This is a genomic window from Pseudomonas sp. Irchel 3E20 (assembly GCF_900187645.1).
GTDB lineage: Bacteria > Pseudomonadota > Gammaproteobacteria > Pseudomonadales > Pseudomonadaceae > Aquipseudomonas.
This window is the reverse complement of sequence record NZ_FYEE01000005.1, coordinates 97,571-119,062: the sequence shown is the minus strand read 5'-3', so window position 1 is coordinate 119,062 and position 21,492 is coordinate 97,571. Positions and strand designations below refer to the sequence as shown.

Genomic DNA, 21,492 nt, shown 5'->3' with positions numbered 1-21,492 from the left:
ATCCAAGGCCCATGCATCCTGCGCACAATCGGGGTAGGCTTGCCCCTCATTTGACTGATATCAACTCGCCAGAAGTGCGAACCAGCCAAACTTGGACGCTACCGCTGCAGGATGCCTTCCCCTATGTCGACAAACCATCGCTCATCTCGTCTCTTCGCCTGTTCGCTCCTGGTTCTACTGGTGGGCGCCGGTGCCTTTGGCTACTGGAAATCCTCCCAGGATCGCCTCCCCGAAGGCTTGAGCATGGGCAATGGCCGACTGGAAGCCACCGAAGTGCAGATCGCCAGCAAAATCCCCGGGCGGCTGGCCGAAGTGCGTGTCGATGAAGGCGACAAGGTGCTCAAGGGCCAACTGCTGGCACGCATGGACACCCGCACCCTCGAAGCCCAGCGCAACCAGGCCGAAGCCGAAGTGATACGCGCCCAGGAAAACTTCTCCGCGGCCCAAGCCAACGTACTGTTGCGCCAGAGCGAACAACTGCTGGCCCATCAGGAACTGGGCCGCTCCCAGGAGCTGTTCAAGCGTGGCTTCGCCAGCCGCCAGATCATCGACCAGCAACAGGCCCGCCTCAACACCGGCAATGCCGCCGTGCTCGCGGCGCAAGCCCAGGTCGCGGCGGTCAAGGCCGCCATCACCGCCAGCGAGGCGCAGGTGGCGCAACTGACCAGCGAAATCGATGACAGCAGCCTGCGCGCGCCCATCGACGGCATCATTCAATTGCGCCTGGCCGAACCGGGCGAAGTGCTCGGCGCTGGCGGGCGGGTGTTGTTGCTGATCGACCCCAATGACCAATACATGAACCTCTACCTGCCCGCCTCGGTCACCGGGCGCCTGACCGTGGGCGACGAAGGCCGCATCGTGCTCGACGCCCTGCCCAACCAACCGCTGCCCGCGCGCATCAGCTTCGTCGCCGCCAAATCGCAGTTCACCCCCAAAGAGGTGGAAACCCGCGACGAGCGGCAAAAACTGGTGTTTCGCGTCAAGCTGAAACTGACCCAACCCAGTGCCGTGCCCCAGGCGAAACCGGGCATGCCCGGCGCCGGCTATGTACGCACGGCGACCGTGGACTGGCCGGCTAACCTGCAATGAGCGCCCTGGCCCTGCAAGCCGTCGGCCTCAACCACCGCTACGGCAAACAGCAAGCCCTGATCGACATCGCCTTCAGCCTGCCCAGCGGCACGCGCTGCGGGCTCATCGGCCCGGACGGCGCGGGCAAGTCCAGCCTGTTGGGGCTGATCGCCGGGGTAAAGAAACTCCAACAGGGCCAACTCGACGTCCTCGGCGGCGCCATCACCCAGCGCCGCCACCGCAACAGCCTCTACCCGCGCATCGCCTTCATGCCCCAGGGCCTGGGCGGCAACCTCTACCCGGAACTGTCGATCAGCGAAAACATCCGCTTTTTCGCCACCCTGTTCGGCTTGTCGAAGGCCGAATGCGACGAACGCATGCACAGCCTGCTGCTGGCCACGGACCTGGCCAGTTTCGCCGAGCGCCCGGCGGGCAAGCTCTCGGGCGGCATGAAGCAGAAGCTGGGCCTGTGCTGCGCGTTGATCCACGAGCCAGACCTGCTGATCCTCGACGAACCCACCACGGGCGTCGACCCGCTGTCACGCCGGCGTTTCTGGGAGTTGGTGGACGACGTGCGCCGCCAGCGCCCGCAACTGACCCTGCTGGTGGCCACCGCCTACATGGAAGAGGCCGAGCAGTTCGAGCACTGCCTGATGCTCGACCGCGGCAAATTGATCGCCGACGGGCTGAGCGCCGAACTGGCCTCGGTCACCCCCAGCGGCAAGCTCGACGAAGCCTTCACCTACTTCCAGGGCGACAGCGCCCACAACAGCAAGCCGTTGGTGATCCCGCCACGGGTCAGCGACAACGCCGAAATCGCCATCGAGGCCCACGACCTGACACTGCGCTTCGGTGATTTCACCGCAGTGAACAAGGTCAGCTTCGCCATCGGCCGCGGCGAGATTTTCGGTTTCCTCGGCTCCAACGGCTGCGGCAAGACCACCACCATGAAGGTGCTGACCGGCCTGATGCCCGCCACCGAAGGCAGCGCCACGCTGCTGGGCAACCCGGTCAACGCCAAGGACCTGGCGACCCGCAAGCGCGTGGGTTTCATGTCCCAGAGCTTCTCCCTGTACGGGGAACTCAGCGTGCGCCAGAACCTGGTGCTGCATGCCCAGTTGTTCGACCTGCCCAAGGCCGAAAGCGGCCCGCGTATCGAGGAGTTGATCCAACGCTTTGGCCTGGGCGACATGGCCGAGCAACAGTCCGGCGCCCTGCCCCTGGGCGTGCGCCAGCGCCTGTCGTTGGCGGTGGCGGTGCTGCATCGCCCGGAAGTGCTGATCCTCGACGAACCCACTTCCGGCGTCGACCCGGCGGCCCGCGACGACTTCTGGCGCCTGCTGATCGAGTTGTCCCGCGAGCAAGGGGTGACGATTTTCCTTTCCACCCACTTTATGAACGAAGCCCAGCGCTGCGACCGCATCTCCCTGATGCACGCCGGCCGGGTGCTGGCCTGCGATCCGCCCGAGGCGCTGCAGCGCCAGTTCCACGGCGATACCTTGGAGGCCGCCTTCGTGCGCTGCCTGGAAGACGCGCAGAAGCAACCCGAGGCACCGGCCAGCAGCCCTCCCGCGAACGCCAGCACTGGCACGCCAGGCGCCCACAAGAGCGAGCCGCTCCCCGTGGGTAAGCGCGGCTTCAGCCTGGCGCGCCTGATCGCGGTGGCCAGCCGCGAAGGCAAGGAGCTGATGCGCGACAAGGTGCGCCTGGCGTTCGCTCTGCTGGGGGCGATTTTCATGATGGTGATTTTCGGCTACGGCATTTCCCTGGACGTGGAGAAACTCGCCTTCGCCGTCTACGACCAGGACCAGACCCCGCAAAGCCGCACCTACCTGGAGGCGTTCCGCAGCTCGCGCTACTTTGCCGAGCAGGCGCCGATTCAGGATGCCAAAGAGCTGCACCAACGCTTGCAGCGCTCGGAAATCAAACTGGCGCTGGAGATCCCGCCCGGTTTCGGCCGCGACCTCTACGCCGGGCGGCAACCGGCGGTGGCGGCGTGGCTCGACGGCGGCATGCCGTTTCGCGCCGAAACCAGCCGCAACTACGTAGAAGCGGTGCACCAGGCCAACCTCGTGCAACTGGCCGAGCAGAGCAGCCCGGCGCTGGCAGCGATGCCCGCGGCCAAACTGGAAACCCGCTTTCGCTACAACCAGGATGTGGTCAGCGTCAACGCCATCGGCCCCGGCGTGATGGCGCTGATCCTGGCGTTTATCCCGGCCATGCTCACCGCCCTGGGCATCGTGCGCGAGAAGGAGTTGGGTTCGATCACCAACTTCTATGCCACGCCACTCACGCGCCTGGAGTTTCTCTTGGGCAAACAGGCGCCGTACCTGGCCGTGAGCCTGATTAACCTGGCGCTGCTGGCGGCGATGAACCGCTGGCTATTCGGTGTGCCATTCAAGGGCAGCGGCCTGACCCTGGCCCTGGGCGGCACCTTGTACGTGCTGGCGACCACCAGCATGGGCCTGCTGATCTCGGCGTTCACCCGCACCCAGATCGCGGCGATCCTGGGCACCATGATTATCACCAGCCTGCCGACCATTCAGTTCTCCGGGCTGATCGTGCCGCGCTCGTCCCTGGAAGGCGCGGCGGCGGCCATGGGCATGCTGTTCCCGGCCGGCTACTTCCTCGACATCGCCGTCGGCACCTTCACCAAGGCCCTGGACGTGCGCCAGTTGTGGCCGCAATGCCTAGCGTTGGTCGGGTTCTTCCTCGGGTTCACCGGGCTGAGCCTGGTCATGCTGAAAAAGCAGGAGGCCTGATGCACGCGTTCGCCCACATCCTGCGCTTGGGGCTCAAAGAGCTCACCAGCCTGCGCCACGACAGCGTTCTGCTGCTGTTCTTGATGTACGCCTTCACCGTGGCCATCTACATGCCCGCCGCCGGCTCGGTGATTGGCGTGCACAACGCCAGCGTGGCCCTGGTGGATGAAGACCACAGCCACCTCTCGCGCCTGCTCGCCGAATCCCTGCAACCGCCGGAATTCCAGAGCGCCGTGCTGCTGCCCTACGATCAGTTGGACAAGGTCATGGACAGCGGCCAATACACCTTTGTCATCAACGTGCCGGCTAATTTCCAGGCCGACCTGCTGGCCGGGCGCGCCCCGGCGGTGCAGGTCAACGTTGATGCCACGGCTATGAGCCAGGCGTTCATGGGCGCCGGCTATATCGGCCGGATCTTCCAGCGCGAACTGCTCAACTACGCCAGCCCCAGCGAATCAGCCAACAAAGCCCCGGCACTGCTGACCGCCCGTGCACTGTTCAACCCCAACCTGGAGGGCGGCTGGTTCTTGGCGGTGATCCAGATCGTCAACAACATCACCATCCTGGCCATCGTGCTCACCGGCACCGCGCTGCTGCGCGAACGCGAACACGGCACCCTCGACCACTTGCTGGTGCTGCCGCTGACCGCGCTGGAAATCATGCTGGCGAAAATCTGGAGCAACATGCTGGTGGTGGTGCTGTGCACCTGGGTGTCGCTGGAGGTGATCGTCAAGGGCGCCCTCGGCGTGCCGTTGGCGGGCTCGTTGACCCTGTTTCTGCTGGTCACGGCGCTGTATCTGTTCGCCAGCACCGCATTAGGGATCTTCCTCGCCACCCTGGCGCGCTCGACCCCGCAATTCGGCTTGCTGGCGATCCCGGTCATCATCCCGATGCTGCTGCTGTCGGGCGGCAGCACGCCGCTAGACAGCATGCCGCAATGGCTGCAATGGGTGATGCAGGGCTCGCCCTCGACCCACTTCGTCAGCCTCAGCGCGGCGATTCTGTTCCGCGACGCGGGGGTGAGCGTGGTGTGGCCGGACTTGCTGGCATTGGCGGGGATCGGGCTGCTGTTCTTCGCCATTGCCCTGGCGCGGTTTCGCAAGAGCCTGGCGTCTTGAAGGTGAGCAACGGGCACTAGGCGCGCGGTGCGCTTCAGCGCGGGCGAGCCCGCTTGCTACACGGCGGGTTATTGGATGATGAGGTTGTTGAACAGCAGGTCATCGACCATGGGCTTGCCAGTTTCGTCGTTCATCACTTGCTGGGTTTGCTTGAGCGCTTCCTGGCGCAGCTTTTCCTTGGCCTCGACGTTGCTCATGGTTTCGGTGGTTTGCTGGGAAAACAGCGCCACCAGTTGATTGCGGATCAACGGCTCGTTGGCCTTGACCGCTTTGGCCGCCTCCTCGCCCGTCACGCGCAGGGCCACGTCAGCCTTGAACACCTTGAGCTTGGGGCTGCCGTCCAGGCCATAGTTGCCGACGAAGGGCGGGGTCAGGCTGATATAGCTGACTTTCGGCGCCGCGCCTTCTTTGGCTGCTTCCTCGGCCATCGCGGCCGTGGGCAGAGACAGGGCCAGCAGCAACAGGATCCACGCTTTCACAATTCACTCCTTATCCGGTTTGAGGCCTATGGCCACACTGGCCACTAGGATAGCGATCCGCCACTTAAGTACAAGCTTATGGCCAGCTATCAGGGCCGGGCATGCTCGTTGACCGCCCGACACCCACACCTACACTTATCGGCCATCACTCCCAAAGGAATAGCCCTGATGAAAGCCGTGCTGTGCAAAGCCTTCGGCCCCGCCGAAACGCTGGTGCTGGAAGACGTCGCAAGTCCCGAGCCCAAGAAGAATGAAATCCTGCTCGAGGTACATGCCGCCGGGGTCAACTTCCCGGACACCCTTATCATCGAGGGCAAGTACCAGTTCAAACCGCCCTTCCCGTTTTCCCCGGGCGGCGAGGCCGCAGGCGTGGTCAGCGCCGTGGGCGAGAAGGTCAGCCACCTCAAGGTCGGTGACCGGGTCATGGCCCTGACCGGGTGGGGCAGCTTCGCCGAACAAGTCGCGGTGCCGGGCTACAACGTCCTGCCGATCCCCGCCGCCATGGACTTCAACACCGCCGCCGCCTTCAGCATGACCTACGGCACCTCCATGCACGCCCTCAAGCAGCGCGCCCACCTGCAACCGGGCGAAACCCTGCTGGTGCTCGGCGCCTCTGGTGGCGTGGGCCTGGCCGCCGTGGAAATCGGCAAAGCCATGGGCGCACGCGTGATCGCCGCCGCCAGCAGCGAAGAAAAACTCGCCGTGGCCAAAGCCGCCGGCGCCGATGAACTCATCAACTACACCACCACTAACCTCAAGGACGAAATCAAACGCCTCACCGACGGCAACGGCGCCGACGTGATCTACGACCCGGTGGGCGGCGACCTCTTCGACCAGGCTATCCGGGCCATCGCCTGGAACGGCCGCCTGCTGGTGGTGGGCTTCGCCAGCGGGCGTATCCCCGAACTGCCGGTCAACCTCGCCCTGCTCAAAGGCGCGGCGGTGGTCGGCGTGTTCTGGGGCTCCTTCGCCCAACGCCAGCCCCAGGACAACGCCGCCAACTTCCAGCAACTGTTCGGCTGGTTCGCCGAAGGCAAGCTCAAACCCCTGGTCTCGCAGCTCTACCCTCTGAGCAACGCCGCCCAAGCCATCAACGACCTCGGCCAACGCAAAGCCGTGGGTAAAGTAGTGGTGCAGGTGCGCTGATCGGTGGTTGGAGGGCCCGGGCTGCCGTAGGGGTGGCTCGGGCTCCCCTCTTACAAGCCATCGCTTGTCCGCCAGGACAACTAACCCACATCCCCCGGTTTTTCACACTGCTCTAGCCTCTCTGCAATGGCGCGCCCGCTCATCAAACATATGTTTTCGAGTGGGCTCTAACGCGCTATCTGGCAAAGCACCCGTCAATGCCCAGAAAGGAGGAGTTAGCCGTCAGATACTGGCCGCCAGCGTCTGTTGTGCCACGTCGCGGCAGCGCTTGAGGCGGGCTTCCAGGTTACGGTCAGGCATGGCGTGGCTGCGTAGGGCATTGACGGTTTGCTCGACGTAGTCACGGGTGGTGCCATAACGGCCGCAGGCACTTTCGAAGACTTGGCTCAGCACGCTGTCGGGCAGGTTGCCGGCGTAGCTGGGCAGGTGGCGCTCCAGTACGAACCCCAGGGCCTGCACGCGCGTACCGTCTTCAAGACGGCAGTTGAGCCAGTGGGGCCGGTAGGACGGCACGGGCATTTCGCGCTGCCAGAGGGCGTAGAGGGAATCTTGCAATTGCTCTTGCGGGAGTCGGTAGGCGAAGCCGCTGCACGAGCCGCCGCGATCCAGGCCGAAGACCAGGCCGGGGCGTTCCGGTGTGCCACGGTGTTCGTGGGACCACAGGTAAAGGCCGCGATGATAGCCATGGACCCGGCCGCGCACCCGTTCCACCGCCGAGCATTCGGGGCGCCAGATCAACGAGCCGTAGGCAAACAGCCACACCGGGCCACCGCGATGGCGGGCCAGGGTGGCCTGCATCGAGCTCATCAGTTGTTCGTGGGTGAGGGGCGACCCCAGATCGAGCCGCGGCGGATAAACCGGATTCACAAGAGCAGATTCAATGGCACTCATGGCGAATAGCGTTGAGCTCCCCGCAGTGAAGAATTACTTAATAGAACGCACCGCTGTAACAATAAGGCACATAAGTTTTAAGGCAAATTAAGTGCCATGGCACAGTTTTTAAATTCAACCTTTGTTTTATATAGCCTAACGATATCTATCCATTTGAATAAATACCGATCAGCTATATAGGGAGTTATAACGCGCCAGGATTCAGTCGCGAGGAGCGTAGGCAAATACATCCGCACGCATTTGGTGGGGGTCCATGCCGGCGTCCACCAGGGCATCGAGGGTGGCGTAGATCATTGCCGGCGAGCCGCTGCCATAGACGTAAACCGAGGACAGGTCCTGGATGTCTTCGCACACCGCCTCATGCAGCATGCCGCAGCGCCCGTCCCAGCCACACAGGTCACTGACCACTTTGTGCAGGTAGAGGTTGGGCAGTTGCTGCCATTGGTCCCAGTGTTCGATGGCGTAGAAATCTTGCGGGCGGCGCACACCCCAGTACAGATGCACCGGATGCTTGAAGCCCTTGGCGCGGCAGTGCTCGATCAGGCTGTGCATCTGCGCCATGCCTGTGCCGGCCGCGATCAGCACCAGGGGGCCGTCCGGCAGTTGCGACAAGTGAGTGTCGCCAAACGGCATTTCCACTCGCACCAATGGGTTGCGTTGCAGTTGCTCGATGAGGGTTTGCGCACTGGCTTCACGCACCAGTACATGGAGTTCCAGATCCCGCCCGGCGTGGGGGGCGGAGGCCAGGGAGAAGGCCGATTTCTCGCCATTCTCGCGCTCCAGCATCAGGTACTGCCCGGCGTGGTAACGCGGCGCTTTGCCGGCCGGGGTGCGCAAGCGCACACGCCAGACATCGCCGCCCACCTCCACGCACTCACTGACCTGACACGACAGGCTGCGCACCGGCAGTTCTCCCAGCGCAAGCACGCCATCCCACAGCACGATGCAGTCTTCCAGCGGCTCGGCAATGCAAGTGTAGAACTCGCCGTGGTCGCGCACCGCGCCGGCCTGTTGCACGCGGCCTTCAACCAGCAGCGCGGCGCACACGTGACAATTGCCATTGCGGCAGCTTTGCGGGCATTCGTAGCCCAGGCGCCGTGCGCCATCGAGGATCCGCTCGCCGGGCAATATCTCAAGCACTGCTCCGGAGGGCTGCAAGGTTACACGCATCAATCTATTCCTAACTGATTCCAGATGGCATCGATCCGGCGGGTGACCGCCTCGTCCTTGACGATAACCCGGCCCCACTCGCGGGTGGTTTCACCGGGCCATTTGTGGGTGGCATCCAGGCCCATTTTCGAGCCCAGGCCGGACACCGGCGAGGCGAAGTCCAGGTAGTCGATCGGCGTGTTGTCGATCATCACCGTGTCGCGCTTGGGGTCCATGCGCGTGGTGATGGCCCAGATCACGTCGTTCCAGTCCCGGGCATTGATGTCGTCGTCGGTGACGATAACGAACTTGGTGTACATGAACTGCCGCAAAAACGACCAGACCCCCAGCATCACGCGCTTGGCGTGCCCCGGGTACTGCTTCTTTATGGTCACCACCGCCATGCGGTATGAACAGCCTTCGGGCGGCAGGTAGAAGTCGGTGATTTCCGGGAACTGCTTTTGCAGGATCGGCACGAACACTTCGTTCAGCGCCACGCCGAGGATCGCCGGCTCATCGGGCGGGCGGCCAGTGTAGGTGCTGTGGTAGATCGGCTTGATACGGTGGGTGATGCGCTCGACGGTAAACACCGGGAAGCTGTCGACTTCGTTGTAGTAGCCGGTGTGGTCGCCGTAAGGGCCTTCGTCGGCCATTTCACCAGGGTGGATCACGCCTTCGAGGATGATCTCGGCGGTGGCCGGCACTTGCAGGTCGTTGCCGCGGCATTTCACCAGTTCGGTGCGGTTGCCACGCAACAACCCGGCGAAGGCGTATTCGGAAAGGCTGTCGGGCACCGGGGTGACGGCACCCAGGATGGTGGCCGGGTCCGCCCCCAGCGCCACGGAAACAGGGAACGGCTGGCCCGGATGTTTTTCACACCATTCGCGGTAATCCAACGCACCGCCGCGATGGCTCAGCCAGCGCATGATGACCTTGTTGCGGCCAATCACCTGCTGGCGGTAGATGCCCAGGTTCTGGCGGTCCTTGTTCGGGCCTTTGGTGACGGTCAGGCCCCAGGTAATCAGCGGGCCGACATCGCCAGGCCAGCAGGTCTGCACGGGCAGCATCGCCAGGTCGACGTCGTCACCTTCGATGACCACTTCCTGGCACACCGCGTCTTTGACCACTTTGGGCGCCATGGCGATGATCTTGCGGAAGATCGGCAGCTTGGACCAAGCGTCTTTCAGGCCCTTGGGCGGCTCCGGCTCCTTGAGAAAGGCCAGTAATTTGCCGATTTCGCGCAGCTCGCTGACCGCTTCGGCGCCCATGCCCAGGGCCACGCGCTCGGGAGTGCCGAACAGGTTGCCGAGCACCGGGATGTCGTAGCCGGTGGGGTTTTCAAAGAGCAGGGCCGGGCCTTTGGCACGCAAGGTGCGGTCGCAGACCTCGGTCATTTCCAGCACAGGAGACACCGGAACCTGGATGCGCTTGAGTTCGCCGCGCGTTTCCAGACCGCTGATAAAGTCGCGCAAGTCGCGATACTGCATGCTTGAGCCTCGTTTTGGCCGTGGCGTTCGGGGCACGAGTTTAGCGCCGAAGCCAACTGTTACGAATAGTGAGCTGCCCGATGATAAAGGGTCAGACAGCAAAAAGCCGGGTTTCCCCGGCCTTTTGCGGTCCCGCTCGAATTACTTGCGTTTCATCGACAGGAAGAACTCATCGTTGGTCTTGGTCTGTTTCAGCTTGTCGATCAAGAACTCGATAGCCGCGACTTCGTCCATCGGGTGCAGCAGCTTGCGCAGGATCCACATGCGCTGCAACTCGTCGTCGGCGGTCAGCAACTCTTCGCGGCGGGTGCCGGAACGGTTGATGTTGATGGCCGGGAAGACGCGTTTTTCCGCGATCTTGCGATCCAGAGGCAGCTCCATGTTGCCGGTGCCCTTGAACTCCTCGTAGATCACTTCGTCCATCTTCGAGCCGGTTTCAACCAGCGCGGTGGCGATGATGGTCAGCGAACCGCCTTCTTCGATGTTGCGCGCAGCGCCGAAGAAACGCTTCGGTTTTTCCAGGGCGTGGGCATCGACACCACCGGTGAGGACCTTGCCGGAGCTCGGGATCACGGTGTTGTAGGCACGGGCCAGACGGGTGATGGAATCGAGCAGGATCACCACGTCCTTTTTGTGCTCGACCAGGCGCTTGGCCTTCTCGATCACCATTTCGGCAACCTGCACGTGGCGGGTTGGCGGCTCGTCGAACGTCGAGGCAACCACTTCGCCGCGCACGGTGCGCTGCATTTCGGTCACTTCTTCCGGGCGCTCGTCGATCAACAGCACGATCAGATGAACTTCCGGGTTGTTGCGCGCAATGTTGGCGGCGATGTTCTGCAGCATGATCGTCTTGCCCGCTTTCGGCGGAGCCACAATCAGGCCGCGCTGGCCCTTGCCGATGGGCGCACACAGGTCGATCACGCGACCGGTCAGGTCTTCGGTGGAACCGTTGCCGGCTTCCATTTTCATGCGCACGGTCGGGAACAGCGGGGTCAGGTTCTCGAAGAGAATCTTGTTCTTCGCGTTCTCGGGACGATCAAAGTTGATCGTATCGACCTTGAGCAGTGCGAAATAACGCTCGCCTTCCTTGGGAGGGCGGATCTTGCCAACGATGGTGTCACCGGTGCGCAAGTTGAAACGGCGGATCTGGCTCGGCGAGACGTAGATGTCGTCGGGGCCCGCCAGATAGGAAGCGTCAGCGGAGCGCAGGAAGCCGAAGCCGTCCTGGAGAATCTCCAGCACGCCATCACCGGAGATTTCCTCGCCGCTTTTCGCGTGCTTTTTGAGCAGAGAGAAAATCACGTCCTGCTTGCGCGAACGGGCCATATTTTCTATGCCCATCTGTTCGGCCAATTCGAGCAGTTCGGTAATCGGCTTTTGCTTGAGTTCAGTCAGATTCATATAGGAATGACGTAATCATTTATGGAGGGGGGGGAAATTAAGCTTTTGGCTTAATGAGGCCGCGCCGCGGAGAAGGCGACAGGATCGCGTACTAATCGAAAGGAGAGCGTCGGCGACGGCTTGCAGGGGGCAATGGAGAAACCAGTGCGGGGCCGAATGTAACACCTGAATTTAGGAGCGTCTAGCCCTGAACAATGAAAAGCCCCGCAATTTGCGGGGCTTTTCATCAGGCTTAGATGTTGGCGTCGAGGAAGGCTGCTAACTGCGACTTCGACAGCGCACCGACCTTGGTGGCTTCGACATTGCCGTTCTTGAACAGCATCAGCGTCGGGATACCACGCACGCCATGCTTGGCTGGCGTTTCCTGGTTTTCGTCGATGTTCAGCTTGGCAACGGTCAGTTTGCCTTTGTAGGTTTCAGCAATCTCGTCCAGGACTGGCGCGATCATTTTGCAAGGGCCACACCACTCAGCCCAGTAATCGACCAATACAGCGCCTTCGGCCTTGAGTACGTCAGCCTCGAAGCTAGCGTCGCTAACGTGTTTGATAAGATCGCTGCTCATGGAAGTCTCCAGGTTGTAAGCAAAAAAACGTGGCCCATCATAGCCGCCCTTCCCCCGTTCAGGAAGCCGCAGATGATTGACTATCACTATGGCAATTCATGGCTTTGGGTATAGGGCAATGCCGCACATTCCGCTAATTACAGCAGAAAATTCTGACCGCACCGTAGCCTCGCGCTCGAAGTAAGAGAGGAAGTGAGCTTGATGGCGAAATGCCTCACCAGAAGCACAACAGGCCGCGACATGGGGCGCGGCCTGTTTCTGGGCGGGGTTGCCAGGTTACAACTTGATCCAGGTCGCCTTCAGTTCGGTGTACTTGTCAAAGGCGTGCAGCGACTTGTCACGGCCATTACCGGACTGCTTGAAGCCACCGAACGGTGCGGTCATATCGCCGCCATCGTACTGGTTGACCCACACACTGCCCGCACGCAACGCCTTGGCTGTCAGGTGCGCCTTGGAGATATTGGACGTCCACACCGCCGCCGCCAGCCCATAAGGCGTGTCGTTGGCAATCTCGATGGCTTCCTCGACCGAGTCGAAGGCAATCACCGATAGCACCGGGCCAAAGATCTCTTCCTGGGCAATTTTCATCGCATTGCTGACGCCGTCGAAAATCGTTGGCTCAACATAGGTGCCACCGGTTTCCTGGAGAATGCGCTTGCCACCCACCACCAGTTTGGCGCCATCGCTATGGCCGGACTCGATGTAGGACAGCACGGTGTTCATCTGCTGGGTATCGACCAGCGCGCCGACATTGGTGGCCGGGTCCAGCGGGTTGCCGGGTTTCCAGCCCTTGAGCGCCTCGATCACCAGCGGCAGGAATTTATCCTTGATCGAGCGCTCCACCAGCAGGCGCGAGCCAGCGGTGCAGACTTCGCCCTGGTTGAAGGCAATAGCGCCGGCGGCAGACTCGGCCGCGGCCTGTAGGTCCGGGGCATCGGCAAATACGATGTTCGGGCTCTTGCCGCCCGCCTCCAACCACACCCGCTTCATGTTGGATTCGCCGGAGTAGATCAGCAGTTGCTTGGCGATTTTGGTGGAGCCGGTGAACACCAGGGTATCGACATCGTTATGCAGGGCCAGGGCCTTGCCCACGGTGTGGCCGTAACCCGGCAACACGTTGAGCACGCCCTTGGGAATACCCGCTTCAACCGCCAATGCAGCGATACGGATGGCCGTCAGCGGTGACTTTTCAGAGGGCTTGAGCACCACCGAGTTACCGGTGGACAGCGCCGGGCCGAGTTTCCAGCAGGCCATCATCAGTGGGAAGTTCCACGGCACAATGGCCGCAACCACGCCCACAGGCTCACGGGTAACCAAGCCCAATTGGTCATGGGGCGTGGCAGCCACTTCATCGTAGATCTTGTCGATCGCCTCGCCGCTCCAGCTCAAGGCCTGGGCAGCACCGGGCACGTCGATGCCCAGGGAGTCACTGATGGGCTTGCCCATGTCGAGGGTTTCAAGCAGGGCCAACTCTTGGGCGTTGTCCTTGAGCAGGGCGGCAAAGCGGATCATGGTGGCTTTACGCTTGCTCGGCGCCAGGCGCGACCACACGCCGGAATTGAAGGTGGCACGAGCGTTTTCCACAGCGCGCTGCGCATCGGCGACGTCACAACTGGCGATGCTGCCCAGCAGCCGGCCATCAACCGGGCTGATACATTCAAAGGTGTCGCCAGAAACCGAAGCGGTGTATTCGCCATTGATATAGGCACGGCCTTCGATCTTCAGATCACGAGCACGTTGTTCCCAGTCGGCACGAGTCAGGGTGGTCATACGTGTGTCCTCCTCTTGTTGAATACAGGCGCTGTGCGTTCTATGCAGGCACCTTCAGGAATTCTGCCCGGCCAGCCTTCACATCGGCCCAAGGCAACCGCCACCCTAAACCAGCGGCCGCCAAAGTTTCAATATATTTGACACAAGGCCCCTGCAGCGCCTTGCGATGTTCATTTTAATAAACATAGACTTCGGACTTTTCAGCCGTCCGCGCCGCAATCACGGGAGAAAACAGCAATGGGTATCCAAGAGATTGTCGACTTCAGCCAAGCCAATACCCCAGCGGAACGCTATCGCCCCACCGAGGAAAAAATCCTCAAGGGCGACCCACAGCAAACCCTCTACAACCACTACAACAGCCCCTGCGGCCAGATGAACGCGGGCGTATGGGAGGGCGATGCCGGGCAATGGCGGGTCAATTACACCGAACATGAATACTGCGAGATCATCCAGGGCGTCTCCGTCCTGCGTGACGACGACGGCAATGCAAAGACCCTGCGGGCGGGGGACCGATTTGTGATTCCGGCCGGGTTCCGAGGCACCTGGGAAGTGTTACAACCCTGTCGGAAAATCTACGTGGTGTTCGAGCAAAAAGCCTGACGGCGCCTTCACCAGGCAGCATCTGGAAACACTTATGCAGAACCCAGGCCAGGCAATTCATGACTTGGCGACCACACTGTTTTCAGCGCTCTGAAAATCCAATCGCTACCGAATATCGCAGGAAGCGGTATTCGCCGGTTGATCGATAGGGCGCTTCCCCATGAACAGTCACGCAAGGAAGCAAAAAATGCCCGATAACACATGCGATATTTCTATCGCTCAATACGCCATCGGTATGCTCGCCACCGAAGAGCTGCTCGCCGAGGTTCGTCAAAAGGCCAATGGAGCACAGGTAAGGTTCACCGGCCCACGATTCCCATCCACCTGGGATCGACGCCCAACCCGCATAAACCTGCAAACCGATGCCGACAAGATTATCCGTAGCATCAACTGCGGCTGAGTAAAAACAGGCAAAGAAAAAGGCCCGTATCTCGCGATACGGGCCTTTTTCTTAAAGGAGGCCAAATCAATTACTTGATTTTGCCTTCTTTGTAGATCACGTGCTTACGAACAACCGGATCATATTTCTTGATCTCGATTTTGTCCGGAGTCGTGCGCTTGTTCTTGTCGGTAGTGTAGAAGTGACCAGTACCGGCGCTCGAGATCAAACGAATCAATTCACGCATGATTTAGCTCCCTTAGATCTTGCCAGCACGGCGGATTTCGGCCAGCACGACAGTGATGCCACGCTTGTCGATAATACGCATGCCTTTGGCAGATACGCGCAGACGCACGAAACGTTTCTCTTCTTCAACCCAGAAGCGGTGATGCTGCAGGTTTGGCAGGAAACGACGACGGGTTTTGTTGTTTGCGTGGGAAATGTTATTCCCAGTCACCGGACCCTTACCGGTAACTTGACAGACTCTCGACATGCCTCAGCCCTCTAAAACCACATGCCCAACCCGGCATGGGTTGGCCGCTTAATCTCTCAGTCATTTGGCGCCAGGCGCCGCGTTTCTTTAAGGGTCTTACCGGCTACACCTACAAGCGAAGGAACCGGGCCCCTAGAAAAGAGCGCTGCTTTATACCAGAAAGACCTCAGAGCAACAACAGCCCATGTGATTTTGCTTTTGCGCGACGGCTGCTTTATCGGCGCTAGAGCGCCCGCCAAACAACCGAAATACGCTGCGCCGCTCATCGCCCGAGGCGGTCTTGCGCCCGCCCGCCAAGGCCCGACCGCCATCTCCGGAGTAAACGCCCTCCAGCAGCCGGGGCCCCACAACCATCGCAGGCGCCGTGCGGGAGCGATTCAACAAAAACAAAAAACCGACCAATGACCCGCGGTCGATGACGTAAATGCACTGCCCGAAACAAAATGAAAAATAGGATAGTCATTTCCAAAAGACGCCACTAGGGTAGGACTTTTCCAGACTGCGCGCGCAGATGGGCCCTCGATCTGCAAAGGACACCGAATATGCGTCTCGCCGCCCTGCCCCTGCTGCTGGCTCCGTTCCTAAGCCCGCTGGCCCATGCCGCCGCCCTGAGCGTGTGCACGGAAGCCAGCCCGGAAGGGTTCGACGTGGTGCAGTACAACTCGCTGACCACCACCAACGCCTCGGCCGATGTATTGATGAACCGCCTCGTGGACTTCGATACCGCCAGTGGCAAGGTAGTCCCCAGCCTGGCCGACAGCTGGGAAATTTCCCCGGATGGCCTCAGCTATGTGTTCAAGCTGCATCCGCAGGTGAAGTTCCATAAAACGGACTACTTTAACCCCAGCCGCGAGCTGACCGCCGAAGACGTGAAGTTCAGCTTCGACCGCATGCTTGATCCTGCAAACCCATGGCACAAAATCGCACAAAGCGGCTTCCCACATGCGCAATCGATGCAGTTGCCCGCGCTGATTAAAAAGATCGACGCCCTCGACCCTCTCACTGTGCGCTTTACCCTCGACCACCCGGACTCCACCTTTCTGGCCACCCTGAGCATGGGTTTCGCCTCTATTTATAGCGCCGAGTATGCCGACCAATTGCTCAAGGCCGGCACGCCCGAGAAGCTCAACAATCAGCCAATCGGTAGTGGCCCGTTTATTTTCACGCGCTTTCAAAAAGACGCAGTGATCCGCTACAAGGCCAACCGCGACTACTTCGCCGGTAAGCCTGCGGTCGACAATCTGATTTTCGCCATCACCCCCGATGCCAACGTTCGGCTGCAAAAGCTGCGACGCAATGAATGCCAGATCGCCCTCTCGCCCAAACCATTGGACGTGAACACCGCCCGGCAGGACCCGACGCTCAAGGTCGAGCACACGCCCGCATTCATGACCGCATTCATCGCCATCAATAGCCAGCATCCGCCTCTGGACAAACCGCAAGTGCGCCAGGCGATCAACCTGGCGTTCGACAAAACCAGCTACCTCAAAGCCGTGTTCGAGGACACCGCCGAAGCCGCCAACGGCCCTTACCCACCCAATACCTGGAGCTACGCCAAGGAGTTGCCGGGCTATGGCCACGACGCTGCCAAGGCTCGGGAGTTACTGGCCAAGGCCGGCCTCAAGGACGGTTTCAAAACCACTCTCTGGACGCGCCCCTCCGGCAGCCTGCTCAACCCCAACCCCAGCCTTGGCGCGCAATTGCTCCAGGCGGACCTGGCAGAGGTCGGCATCCAAGCGGAAATCCGCGTGATCGAGTGGGGCGAACTAATTCGTCGGGCCAAGGCCGGGGAACATGACCTGCTGTTCATGGGCTGGGCCGGCGACAACGGCGACCCGGACAACTTCCTGACCCCGCAGTTTTCCTGCGCGGCCGTGCAATCGGGCACCAACTTCGCCCGTTACTGCGACCCAGGCCTGGACAAGCTCATCAGCGCTGGCAAGACCACCAGCGAGCAAGGTGTACGCAGCAAGTTGTACGAACAGGCGCAGACGCAAATCCAGCAACAGGCGCTGTGGGTACCCCTGGCGCACCCCACTGCGTTTGCCCTGACCCGCAAAAATATCGAAGGCTATTCGGTCAGCCCATTCGGCCGTCAGGACTTTTCGAAAGTCAGCGTCAAATGATGGGCGCCGCATCGTCACATCCAGCCGTACTCCACCATGGATATCGGGTCTTCGCCCCCGACGATGATGTGGTCCAGCACCTGCACGTCAACTAACTCCAGCGCCTCTTGCAGGCGCTTGGTCAGCACCCGGTCCGCAGGGCTGGGGTCGGCGACACCCGAAGGGTGGTTGTGGGCCAGGATCAACGCCGCGGCGTTGTGCGCCAGCGCCCGTTTGACCACTTGCCGGGGGTAGACGCTGGCGCTGTCGATGGTGCCGCGAAACAGCGACTCAAACGCCAGCACCCGGTGCTTGGCGTCCAGGAACAAGCAACCAAACACCTCATGGGGTTCATGGCGCAGTAACGCCTTGAGGTAGTCGCGCACTGCCTCCGGGCTCTCCAGTACCGATTCGCGCTGGAGCTTTTCTGCCAGGTGCCGGCGCGCCATTTCCAGCACAGCCTGCAATTGGGCGAACTTAGCCGGCCCAAGCCCCAGCTGTCGACTGAACGCCGGCAGATCCGCCTCCAACAGCGCCCGCAGGCTGCCGAATTGCAGGAGCAGGTGGCGCGCCAGATCGACGGCGCTCTTGCCCGTTACCCCGGTACGCAGAAAAATCGCCAGCAGTTCAGCATCAGAAAGCGTCGCCGCGCCGGACTCCAAAAGCTTCTCTCGCGGACGCTCCGCGGCAGGCCAATTGCGGATGCTCATAGCACCTCCTTGTGGATGGGCGCCGCTGTTCCATAGCGGTCGCTGTGTTATCGTAGCCCATCTTTTTTGCGCGTGATTTGGCCTGGGGAGGGACATCGCGCGCAGTCATCACTGAACTCAAAGGCAGGCCTATGCAGCGGCTGTATCGGAAACGCATTGTTCTGGGCGTTGGCGGCGGCATTGCTGCCTACAAGAGCGCCGAGCTGGTTCGCCGGCTCATCGACCAGGGTGCGCAAGTGCGTGTGGTCATGACCCGCGGCGGCAGTGAGTTCATCACCCCGCTGACCATGCAAGCGTTGTCCGGGCACCCGGTTCACCTGGACTTGCTCGACCCGGCCGCCGAAGCGGCAATGGGTCATATCGAACTGGCCCGCTGGGCCGACCTGGTGCTGATCGCGCCCGCCACCGCTGACCTGATTGCGCGCCTGGCCCAAGGCATCGCCAACGATTTGCTGACCACCCTGGTGCTGGCCACCGACGCCACCATCGCCATCGCCCCCGCGATGAACCAAGCCATGTGGCGCGACCCGGCCACCCTGGCCAACACCCAGTTGCTGGAAAGCCGTGGCGTGCGTGTGTTCGGCCCGGGCTCCGGGAGCCAGGCCTGCGGCGACGTCGGCATGGGCCGCATGCTCGAAGCCAACGACCTGGTGGACTGCGCTGCCAATTGCTTCCAGCGCCAGGCGCTGACCGGCAAGCACGTGCTCATCACCGCCGGGCCGACCCAGGAAAACATCGACCCGGTGCGCTACATCACCAACCACAGCTCCGGGAAAATGGGCTTCGCCCTGGCCGAAGCCGCGGTGGAAGCAGGCGCCCGCGTCACGCTGATTACCGGCCCCGTGCACTTGCCGACCCCGGACCGCGTCACCCGCATCGACGTGGTCAGTGCTCGGGACATGCTCGCCGCCTGTGAAGCTGCGATGCCATGCGACCTATTCATCGCCTCGGCAGCAGTCGCGGACTACCGCCCCGAAGTGGTTGCCCCGCAAAAACTCAAGAAAGACCCTACAAACGGCGACGGCCTGTTACTACAAATGGTGCGCAACCCGGACATTCTGGCCAGCATCTCAACCCGTCCGGACCGCCCCTTCAGCGTCGGCTTCGCCGCCGAGACCGAACACCTGCTGGACTACGCCGCGCGCAAACTCAAAGACAAGAACCTCGACCTGATCGTCGCCAACGACGTGGCCAACCCCAGCATTGGTTTCAACAGCGAGGAAAACGCCTGCAGCGTGATCGACCGCGAACTGCACGCCACCCTTTTCGCCCAGACCAGCAAGGGCAAGATTGCCCGCCAACTGATTGCTTTTATCGCCGACCGACTGAACCAGGTTTAACACCATGCACGCTTTGCAAGCCAAGATCCTCGACCCCCGCATCGGCAGCGAATTCCCCCTGCCCCAGTACGCCACGCCCGGCTCCGCCGGCCTCGACCTGCGCGCGATGCTCCAGCAAGACACCGTCCTTGAGCCGGGCCAGACCCTGCTGATCCCCACCGGCCTGTCGGTGTACATCGGCGACCCAGGCCTGGCCGCACTGGTGCTGCCGCGCTCGGGCCTGGGCCACAAGCACGGCATCGTGCTCGGCAACCTGGTGGGGCTGATCGACTCCGACTACCAGGGCGAGTTGATGGTCTCCTGCTGGAACCGTGGCCAGACCGCATTCAACATCGCCGTGGGCGAGCGCATCGCCCAACTGGTTCTGGTGCCCGTGGTGCAGGCGCACTTCGAGTTGGTCGAAACCTTCGATGAATCCCAGCGCGGCGCTGGTGGTTTCGGTCACTCCGGCAGCCACTGAGTGGCCCCGACCAGGCCACCCCAACCGCCGGGGTGGCCATTTCACACCACGAACTCTGTGGCGAAAACGCCGTCATACCCTTCAGTTTGAACCCGCCGGCGAGCCGTTCGTCGTCCCGTCCAGCAACCTTTGAGTTGGAGCAACCTCAGCGATGAGCCATGCAGCCCCCGTAGCACCTGCGTTTCCCGACAGCATCTTTCGCGCCTACGACATCCGTGGCGTGGTGCCCAAAACCCTGACCGGCGAAACCGCCTACTGGATCGGCCGGGCCATCGGCGCCCAGACCCTGGCCCAGGGCGAACCGCACATCTCGGTCGGCCGCGACGGTCGCCTGTCCGGCCCGGAACTGGTCGAGCAACTGATCCAGGGCCTATGCGACAGCGGTTGCCACGTCAGCGACGTGGGCCTGGTGCCCACCCCCGCGCTCTACTACGCGGCCAACGTGCTGGCGGGTAAATCCGGGGTCATGCTCACCGGCAGCCACAACCCGTCGGACTACAACGGCTTCAAGATCGTCATCGCCGGCGACACCCTGGCCAACGAACAAATCCAGGCCCTGCACACCCGCCTCAAGACCAACGACCTGACCCGTGGCGAAGGCAGCGTGACCCGGGTGCAAATCCTTGAACGCTACGCCGCGCACATCATCGACGACGTCAAACTCGCGCGCCGCCTCAAAGTGGTGGTCGATTGCGGCAACGGCGCCGCTGGCGTGATCGCCCCGCAATTGCTTGAAGCGCTGAACTGCGAAGTCATCCCGCTGTTCTGCGAGGTAGACGGCAATTTCCCCAACCATCACCCGGACCCGGGCAAGCCGGAAAACCTCGTGGACCTGATCGCCAAGGTCAAGGAAGCCAACGCCGACCTGGGCCTGGCCTTCGACGGCGATGGCGACCGCGTCGGCGTGGTGACCAATACCGGCAGCATCGTCTTCCCGGATCGCCTGTTGATGCTGTTCGCGCGGGACGTGGTAGCCCGCAACCCGGGCGCGCAAATCATCTTCGACGTCAAATGCACCCGCCGCCTCACGCCCCTTATCCAGGAATACGGCGGCCGCCCGCTGATGTGGAAAACCGGCCACTCCCTCATCAAGAAGAAGATGAAAGAAACCGGCGCCCTGCTCGCAGGCGAGATGAGCGGCCACGTGTTCTTCAAGGAACGCTGGTTCGGCTTTGACGACGGTATCTACAGCGCCGCGCGCCTGCTGGAAATCCTCAGCAAGGAAACGGCAAGCTGCGAAGACCTGTTCCAGACCTTCCCGAACGATATTTCCACGCCGGAAATCAATATCCATGTGACCGAAGAGAGCAAATTCAGCATCATTGACGCGCTGCACGACGCACAATGGGGCGCCGGCGCCAACCTGACCACCATCGACGGTGTTCGGGTCGACTATGCACAGGGCTGGGGCCTGGTTCGCGCCTCCAACACCACACCGGTGCTGGTGCTGCGTTTCGAGGCCGACAACGACGCCGAATTGCAACGCATCAAGGACGTGTTCCACGCCCAATTGAAACGTGTAGCCCCCAACCTTCAACTGCCGTTCTGATCGACTAATCCCTCGTTTTGCCG

General features: G+C 61.8%; 19 protein-coding genes and 1 pseudogene. 10 read left to right on the top strand and 10 right to left on the bottom strand.

The window, feature by feature from the left end:
• The first annotated feature begins 123 nt into the window (after positions 1–123).
• The 3 genes from CKW13_RS11390 to CKW13_RS11380 are packed head-to-tail and all read left to right on the top strand — an operon-like array spanning position 124 to position 4,948.
• Positions 124–1,089, top strand: coding sequence for an HlyD family secretion protein (locus CKW13_RS11390; RefSeq protein WP_095108708.1), 966 nt, complete (start codon positions 124–126; stop codon positions 1,087–1,089).
• On the top strand, positions 1,086–3,830 hold the full coding sequence (gene rbbA / locus CKW13_RS11385; RefSeq protein WP_095108707.1) for a ribosome-associated ATPase/putative transporter RbbA: 2,745 nt from the start codon (positions 1,086–1,088) through the stop codon (positions 3,828–3,830). Before CKW13_RS11390 ends, rbbA begins: the two co-directional genes overlap by 4 nt.
• A complete protein-coding gene (locus tag CKW13_RS11380; RefSeq protein WP_095108705.1) occupies positions 3,830–4,948 on the top strand; it encodes an ABC transporter permease in 1,119 nt (372 codons plus the stop codon). Before rbbA ends, CKW13_RS11380 begins: the two co-directional genes overlap by 1 nt.
• A 68-nt stretch (positions 4,949–5,016) precedes the next feature.
• Here the strand turns inward: CKW13_RS11380 and CKW13_RS11375 are convergent, their stop codons facing one another.
• Entirely contained in the window at positions 5,017–5,427 is a 411-nt protein-coding gene (locus CKW13_RS11375; protein ID WP_095108703.1) for a flagellar basal body-associated protein FliL, read from the bottom strand.
• A 168-nt stretch (positions 5,428–5,595) separates the two neighbouring features.
• Between CKW13_RS11375 and CKW13_RS11370 the strand changes: the two genes are divergently transcribed.
• On the top strand, positions 5,596–6,573 hold the full coding sequence (locus tag CKW13_RS11370) for an NADPH:quinone oxidoreductase family protein (RefSeq protein ID WP_095108702.1): 978 nt from the start codon (positions 5,596–5,598) through the stop codon (positions 6,571–6,573).
• Between the two features lie 222 nt (positions 6,574–6,795).
• Here CKW13_RS11370 and CKW13_RS11365 read toward each other — a convergent pair whose 3' ends face one another.
• From CKW13_RS11365 to CKW13_RS11340, 6 genes are all read right to left on the bottom strand, one after another.
• Positions 6,796–7,464, bottom strand: a complete 669-nt coding sequence (locus CKW13_RS11365) for a gamma-glutamylcyclotransferase (RefSeq protein ID WP_095108700.1) — start codon at positions 7,462–7,464, stop codon at positions 6,796–6,798.
• A gap of 201 nt (positions 7,465–7,665) precedes the next feature.
• Positions 7,666–8,634: a CDP-6-deoxy-delta-3,4-glucoseen reductase gene (locus CKW13_RS11360; RefSeq protein ID WP_095108699.1), complete on the bottom strand. Its 969-nt coding sequence runs from the start codon at positions 8,632–8,634 to the stop codon at positions 7,666–7,668.
• Positions 8,634–10,100, bottom strand: a complete 1,467-nt coding sequence (ubiD, locus tag CKW13_RS11355) for a 4-hydroxy-3-polyprenylbenzoate decarboxylase (protein WP_095108698.1) — start codon at positions 10,098–10,100, stop codon at positions 8,634–8,636. Before ubiD ends, CKW13_RS11360 begins: the two co-directional genes overlap by 1 nt.
• A gap of 141 nt (positions 10,101–10,241) precedes the next feature.
• Positions 10,242–11,501: a transcription termination factor Rho gene (rho, locus tag CKW13_RS11350; RefSeq protein ID WP_095108697.1), complete on the bottom strand. Its 1,260-nt coding sequence runs from the start codon at positions 11,499–11,501 to the stop codon at positions 10,242–10,244.
• Between the two features lie 232 nt (positions 11,502–11,733).
• Positions 11,734–12,063: a thioredoxin TrxA gene (gene trxA, locus CKW13_RS11345; protein WP_003206727.1), complete on the bottom strand. Its 330-nt coding sequence runs from the start codon at positions 12,061–12,063 to the stop codon at positions 11,734–11,736.
• A gap of 276 nt (positions 12,064–12,339) precedes the next feature.
• Positions 12,340–13,833 (bottom strand): aldehyde dehydrogenase, encoded by a 1,494-nt coding sequence (locus CKW13_RS11340; protein ID WP_095108696.1) that lies wholly within the window; start codon positions 13,831–13,833, stop codon positions 12,340–12,342.
• 237 nt (positions 13,834–14,070) lie between these two features.
• On the opposite strand from CKW13_RS11340, the gene CKW13_RS11335 reads away from it, so the two are divergent.
• Entirely contained in the window at positions 14,071–14,433 is a 363-nt protein-coding gene (locus CKW13_RS11335) for a cupin domain-containing protein (RefSeq protein ID WP_095108695.1), read from the top strand.
• A gap of 187 nt (positions 14,434–14,620) precedes the next feature.
• A complete protein-coding gene (locus CKW13_RS11330) occupies positions 14,621–14,833 on the top strand; it encodes a peptidase inhibitor (RefSeq protein WP_095108694.1) in 213 nt (70 codons plus the stop codon).
• A 70-nt stretch (positions 14,834–14,903) separates the two neighbouring features.
• Here CKW13_RS11330 and rpmG read toward each other — a convergent pair whose 3' ends face one another.
• Both rpmG and rpmB read right to left on the bottom strand, forming a co-directional pair.
• Positions 14,904–15,059, bottom strand: coding sequence for a 50S ribosomal protein L33 (rpmG, locus tag CKW13_RS11325; protein WP_003177274.1), 156 nt, complete (start codon positions 15,057–15,059; stop codon positions 14,904–14,906).
• A 12-nt stretch (positions 15,060–15,071) separates the two neighbouring features.
• Complete coding sequence (gene rpmB, locus CKW13_RS11320; RefSeq protein WP_019410280.1) at positions 15,072–15,305, bottom strand: 50S ribosomal protein L28; 234 nt, start codon at positions 15,303–15,305, stop codon at positions 15,072–15,074.
• Between the two features lie 542 nt (positions 15,306–15,847).
• Between rpmB and CKW13_RS11315 the strand changes: the two genes are divergently transcribed.
• The gene (locus CKW13_RS11315; RefSeq protein WP_095108693.1) at positions 15,848–17,431 is read left to right on the top strand and encodes an ABC transporter substrate-binding protein; all 1,584 of its coding nucleotides are present in this window, start codon (positions 15,848–15,850) and stop codon (positions 17,429–17,431) included.
• Between the two features lie 14 nt (positions 17,432–17,445).
• Here CKW13_RS11315 and radC read toward each other — a convergent pair whose 3' ends face one another.
• Positions 17,446–18,120, bottom strand: coding sequence for a DNA repair protein RadC (radC, locus tag CKW13_RS11310; RefSeq protein ID WP_095108692.1), 675 nt, complete (start codon positions 18,118–18,120; stop codon positions 17,446–17,448).
• A 131-nt stretch (positions 18,121–18,251) separates the two neighbouring features.
• On the opposite strand from radC, the gene coaBC reads away from it, so the two are divergent.
• The 3 genes and pseudogenes from coaBC to CKW13_RS11295 form a co-directional block, all read left to right on the top strand.
• Positions 18,252–19,460, top strand: coding sequence for a bifunctional phosphopantothenoylcysteine decarboxylase/phosphopantothenate--cysteine ligase CoaBC (coaBC, locus tag CKW13_RS11305; protein ID WP_095108691.1), 1,209 nt, complete (start codon positions 18,252–18,254; stop codon positions 19,458–19,460).
• A gap of 4 nt (positions 19,461–19,464) precedes the next feature.
• On the top strand, positions 19,465–19,920 hold the full coding sequence (gene dut, locus CKW13_RS11300) for a dUTP diphosphatase (protein ID WP_095108690.1): 456 nt from the start codon (positions 19,465–19,467) through the stop codon (positions 19,918–19,920).
• Between the two features lie 172 nt (positions 19,921–20,092).
• Positions 20,093–21,469: pseudogene (locus tag CKW13_RS11295) on the top strand (phosphomannomutase/phosphoglucomutase); the annotation flags it as partial.
• Between the last annotated feature and the right edge of the window lie 23 nt (positions 21,470–21,492).